4 protein-coding genes and 1 pseudogene are annotated in these 5,312 nt (G+C 59.3%); 1 reads left to right on the top strand and 4 read right to left on the bottom strand.

Annotated elements, in window-relative coordinates:
• The 4 genes and pseudogenes from DBR18_RS14930 to DBR18_RS14915 all read right to left on the bottom strand — a co-directional run.
• A pseudogene (locus tag DBR18_RS14930) lies at positions 1 to 125 on the bottom strand (cobalamin biosynthesis protein CobQ); the annotation flags it as partial.
• Positions 125 to 871 (bottom strand): sugar transferase, encoded by a 747-nt coding sequence (locus DBR18_RS14925; RefSeq protein ID WP_108590878.1) that lies wholly within the window; start codon positions 869 to 871, stop codon positions 125 to 127. The gene DBR18_RS14925 and the pseudogene DBR18_RS14930, both read right to left, overlap by 1 nt.
• Before the next feature lie 18 nt (positions 872 to 889).
• Positions 890 to 1,927 carry an NAD-dependent epimerase gene (locus DBR18_RS14920; RefSeq protein ID WP_108590877.1) on the bottom strand — a complete coding sequence of 346 codons (1,038 nt, stop codon included), beginning with the start codon at positions 1,925 to 1,927 and terminating at the stop codon, positions 890 to 892.
• A complete protein-coding gene (locus DBR18_RS14915) occupies positions 1,924 to 3,276 on the bottom strand; it encodes a UDP-glucose/GDP-mannose dehydrogenase family protein (protein WP_108590876.1) in 1,353 nt (450 codons plus the stop codon). Before DBR18_RS14915 ends, DBR18_RS14920 begins: the two co-directional genes overlap by 4 nt.
• Before the next feature lie 389 nt (positions 3,277 to 3,665).
• Here DBR18_RS14915 and DBR18_RS14910 point away from each other — a divergent pair.
• Positions 3,666 to 5,312, top strand: a 1,647-nt coding sequence (locus DBR18_RS14910) for a sulfatase-like hydrolase/transferase (RefSeq protein ID WP_108590879.1), incomplete at its 3' end; no start/stop codon positions are given.

Below are 5,312 nucleotides of genomic sequence, written 5' to 3'. Positions count from 1 at the left end.
GTGCCGGCGCCGGGGTTGGCGGCGGTCAGGAACAGGATCCGCAGATCCAGATCCAGCACGGTCGAGATCAGGTTCGATTCGCTGGGGTTGGCAATGCTCAGGCTTTTGTTGGTTGAACCGTCCATTAGCTTGCTCCGTGGCCGCTGAATACTTTGAAGGGGGTTTTCAACAGGATCTTCAGATCAAGCAAAAGGCTTTGCTCGGCGATGTAGCTGAGGTCCAACTCAACGCGCTGGTCGAAGTCGATGTTGCTGCGTCCGGAGATCTGCCACAGGCCGGTCATGCCGGGGTAGATGCTCAGGCGGGCGAGGTGGTTGTCCTTGTAGCGGTAGGCGTTGAACGAGGTCGGCCGCGGGCCGACCAGGCGCATGTCGCCGCTCACCACGTTGAACAGGTTGGGCAGTTCGTCGAGGCTGGTACGCCGCAGGAAACCGCCGATACCGGTGATGCGTGGATCCTTGTCGATCTTGAAGTCGATGGCGTCGACCCCGTGCTTGTTGAGGTGGCGCAGCGATTCCTTGAGCTCTTCGGCGTTGCACACCATGGTGCGGAACTTGTACATGCCGAAGGCGCGGCCGCGATAACCGGTGCGTTTTTGCACGAACATCACCGGTCCCGGGCTGCTGAACTTGATGACCAGTGCCAGGCCCAGCAGCAGAGGCGAGATCAGCACCAGAATCAGCAGCGCGCCCAGACAGGCGACCACGCGGTTGGTGCGTGACAGTTGCCATGGCCGACCGCCGTCACGGCCAGTGAACCATCCGCGACCCTGGCGATGGATCGCCGCGTCGAGGCGCATTCGGTGCTCGGGGTCGACGCGCTTGTCACGGCGCATTTCCTGAATCGGCACACCTTTCTCATGTCCAGTCATGGAGTCCTCCGCATTAATTCAGCCGCGAGCGGCGCGTGGGCGACAGGCAGTGGGGTAGTAGTCACGAAACCAGGCGATGAACCGCCCCAGTCCTTCATCCAGCTCGATCCGGGGCTGGAACCCGGTGGCCTGGGCCAGATCATCGGTCTCGGCACAGGTGTTGAGCACATCGCCCGGTTGCAGGGGCAAAAGCTCGACGATGGCTTTCTGGCCGAGGTGTTTTTCCATCAGTGCCAGATAGGTTTTCAGCTCCACCGGGTGGTGGCCGCCGATGTTGAACAGGCACCACGGCGCCATGCTGCTGCCGGCATCAGGGTGTTCGCGGTCCCACTCCGGGTGGTTGTGCGGCGGATGATCGGTGAGCCGGGCGATGCTTTCGACGATGTCGTCGATGTAAGTGAAGTCGCGCTGGTGCTCGCCGTAGTTGAACAGTTTCAGCGGCGTGCCTTCGGTGATCGCCCGGGCGAACTGGATCGGCGACATGTCGGGCCGACCCCAGGGGCCGTACACGGTGAAAAAGCGCAGGCCGGTGCTGGGAATGCCGAACAGGTGGCTGTAACTGTGGGCCATCAGCTCGTTGGCTTTTTTGGTTGCGGCGTACAGCGAAAGCGGGTGATTCACCCCGTCGTGCACCGAATACGGCGTGTGCTGGTTGGCGCCGTACACCGAACTCGACGAGGCGTAGATCAGGTGCTCCACCGGATGGTGCCGGCAGCCTTCGAGAATGTTCAGGAAACCGCAGAGATTACTGTCCAGGTAGGCCTTCGGGTTTTCCAGCGAATAACGCACCCCGGCCTGCGCCGCGAGGTGGATCACCACTTGCGGTTGCTCGCGGACAAACAGCGCTTCAATCGCGGCGGCATCGGCCAGATCGATCCGCGCCAGCGGGAAATGCCCGACCTGATCGCGCACCCATTGCACGCGGTCGTGTTTGAGCTGCGGGTCGTAGTAGCCGTTGAAATTATCCAGGCCGACCACCGCATGCCCGTCGCGCTTCAGCCGCAACACGCAATGGGCACCAATGAAGCCGGCCGCGCCGGTGACCAGGATTTTCATGGGCGCAGTCCTTCCGGAGCGATATGGCGCAGACCGATGCCGCTGTAATGCAGGCCCGCGGCGGCCACGTGTTCCGGGTTGTAGAGGTTGCGACCGTCGACAATCACTTTGGCGCGCAGCTTGCTCGCCAGCAGTTCGAAATCCACCACGCGAAAGTTTTTCCACTCGGTGCAGATCACCAGCGCATCGGCATCCTCCAGGGTGTCGTCGCGGGTGGCGCACAGATGCAGATCGTCGCGGTAGCCGTACAGACGACGGCATTCGGACATGGCTTCCGGATCATAGGCCTGCACGCTGGCGCCTTCGGCCCACAGCGCATCCATCAGGTAACGGCTGGGGGCTTCGCGCATGTCATCGGTATTGGGTTTGAACGCCAGGCCCCAGATCGCGATCGACTTGCCGGCCAGACCTTGCGGAAACTGCGCCTTCAGTTTGCTGAACAGGATGTGCCGCTGGCTGTCGTTGACGTCGGTGACGCTGCGCAGCAATTTCAGTGGCATGCCGTTGTGTTCGGCGGTGTGCAGCAGGGCACGCAGATCCTTGGGGAAACACGAGCCGCCAAAACCGCAACCGGGGTAGATGAAGTGGTAGCCGATGCGCGGGTCGGAACCGATGCCTTTGCGCACGGCCTCGATGTCGGCGCCCAGCAGTTCGGTGAGGTTGGCCAGCTCATTCATGAAGCTGATGCGCGTGGCGAGCATTGCGTTGGCCGCATACTTGGTCAGTTCGGCGCTGCGGTTGTCCATGAACATCAGTTTTTCGCGGTTGCGGCAGAACGGCGCGTACAGCTCACTCATCTGCTCGCGGGCGGCGTCATCGCGGGTGCCGACGATGATCCGGTCCGGGCGCATGCAGTCGGCGAGGGCGCTGCCTTCCTTGAGAAATTCGGGGTTGGACACCACGCGCACCTTGAGGCCGCTGCGGTCGCGCCGCTGCAGCTCTTCAGTGGCCTTGGCGGCGACCTGATCCGCCGTGCCGACCGGCACCGTGGACTTGATGATCAGGGTGCGATCGGCCTCCATGTGCGAGGCGATCTGCCGGGCCACGTTGAGCACGTGGGTCAGGTCGGCGGAACCGTCCTCGTCGGCCGGCGTACCTACGGCGATGAAGATCAGTTCGGCGTGCTCCACTGCGTCACTGGCCTGGGTCGTGAACAGCAAACGCCCGGCCTTGATGTTTTCTTCCAGCGAAGCGGATAACCCCGGCTCGCTAATAGGCGGCACGGCTTGTTGCAGTTGTTTAATCTTGTTCGGGTCAATATCCACACATAAAACCCGATGTCCGACATCGGCAAGTGCGGCGGCTTGAATTAATCCGACATAGCCGGTGCCAAATACGCTCACGTCCATCTGCGCACCCTCGATAGAGCGAAAAGAAGAAGTTCGGAACAAGACTGTAAAAGGGGTATAGCGCAGGGTTTGAAAAGCGTGTCAGCAAAATGACATGTTGCACCTGTATAACACTTGAGCGTTTTTTGGCGATTGGCCATCAAGTCATTGCTGCGATTGGATTTGTTGTTTTTTTGCAGATTTGTTCAGATTTAAAATAAGCGATAAACGGTTGTAAGCCGCTAATTTAAGGGCTTGCAGCGTTCGGTGTGTGTCAGATTTGAGTCACCGGTTTTTTGACGCTTTTTAAAGAAAACAGTCAATTCTTGCGCTTTGATGGCTGGGTGCTAGTGTCAGGTTCTGACCGACAAAGCTTTGACTCCCTGCCGTTTTGCACGAGCGGTATCGCCATGTTCAGATATGCCAAAGAAGTACTTTTAATTGTTTATCTGCTGCTTTATTCCGAATATTACATTGAGCGGTTAAATGCTATCGGTGTGGGTTTTGCTGTACTTCTTTTTGGCGCGATGTTTTTGGCGCTCACTTTCGCGTTATATCTAACGGCTTATATTCGTCAGGCACTGATTCGACACTTATTCGCAATTACGTTATTTATTTCCGCCGTGTTTTTTGATGTCTATACCCGGGTGACGGCCGATTACCTGAACTACAGCAGCTTTGTCTCGCTGGTGTATTCCGGCGGCTTCATCCAGGAAGCCGCCTACCAGTATCGCGACGCGATCATTCACGCAGCGCTCAGCGGTTTGCTGTTGCTGTTTGGCGTCGGGCTCAAACCACGGCATGCGCTGGCGGTGCCCAATGCAGTACGGGTGGCGGCGCCGGTGTGCGGCGTGTTGCTGCTCAGCGCCGTGTTGTTCCTGCGAGCGGGTGAGGGCGCGCGCGGCTTGCCGGTCATGTATACGCCGCTGGCCTATCTGAACCTGTTCGCCTATGAAGCACTGCACAATACGGTCGGCCCGCGTGAGCCGGTGACGCTGGCGCGCAACGCGGCAGCGATCAGTCACGACATCGTGCTGATCATCGATGAAAGCATCTCCGGCAATTACCTGGACATCAACGCGCCGTTCGGGGTGCACAGCAACCTCAAGCAGGCGCATCCCGGTGTCGATATCTTCAATTACGGTTACGCCGCATCGATCGCCAATTGCAGCGCCGACACCAACGTCACCCTGCGTTACGGTGGCACCCGCGCCGATTACGTCCGCATCAACAGCACGCTGCCGTCGATCTGGCAGTACGCGAAAAAGGCCGGACTGCGCACGGTTTACATCGACGCCCAGCGCACTGGCGGCAATCTGCAGAATCTGATGAACGACACCGAGAAGAAGGATATTGATGAGTTCGTCCAGTTTGACCAGACCAGTGTGCGTGATCGCGACATGGCCGCTGCCGCGAAACTGATCGAACTGCTCAACGACGACCAGCCGGAGCTGGTGGTGGTCAACAAGGTTGGTGCGCATTTCCCGGTGCACGACAAATACCCCGATGCATTCATGGCCTACCGCCCGATACTGCCCCGCGGGCAGTTCACCGAGGTGGCCGATACCGCTAAACGTGATGGTTTCAATGGGCAGCCGGATGACTGGGTGCTGTACCGCAACGCCTACAAGAACACGGTGCTGTGGAACGTCGGCGAGTTCTTCGCCCGGGTGTTTGCCCAGGCCCGGCTGAACAATGCACTGCTGATCTACACCTCCGATCACGGCCAGGATTTGCATGAGCGTGGCAATCCCGGGCTCAATACTCACTGCGGCGGCGACCCGGTGGAAGAAGAAGGGCTGGTGCCGCTGGTGGTGATTCAGGGCGATCAGGTGCACGGCCCGGACTGGGTGCAGGCCTTGACGCTGAACAAAGACCGTTCCAGTCACTACAACATTTTTCCGACGCTGCTGCAGTTGATGGGATATGACCTGGCAGGAATCGAGGCGGTATATGGCAAACCACTGACGCTGCCGACGGCGGATGATTTCACCTTCAACTACCGCTTCAATGCGCGGCTGGGCGCCAAGCCTGAGTGGAAGCACATTGATCTGAAG

The sequence above is a fragment of the Pseudomonas sp. HMWF021 genome, from assembly GCF_003061005.1.
Classification (GTDB): Bacteria; Pseudomonadota; Gammaproteobacteria; order Pseudomonadales; family Pseudomonadaceae; genus Aquipseudomonas.
The sequence above is the reverse complement of the archived record's forward strand: the minus strand, read 5'-3'. Positions and strand labels throughout refer to the sequence as shown.

Coding starts and splice junctions, on each gene's coding strand:
- DBR18_RS14925 (WP_108590878.1), bottom strand. CDS start 871: ATGACTGGACATGAGAAAGGTGTGCCGATTCAGGAAATGCGCCGTGAC.
- DBR18_RS14915 (WP_108590876.1), bottom strand. CDS start 3,276: ATGGACGTGAGCGTATTTGGCACCGGCTATGTCGGATTAATTCAAGCC.
- DBR18_RS14920 (WP_108590877.1), bottom strand. CDS start 1,927: ATGAAAATCCTGGTCACCGGCGCGGCCGGCTTCATTGGTGCCCATTGC.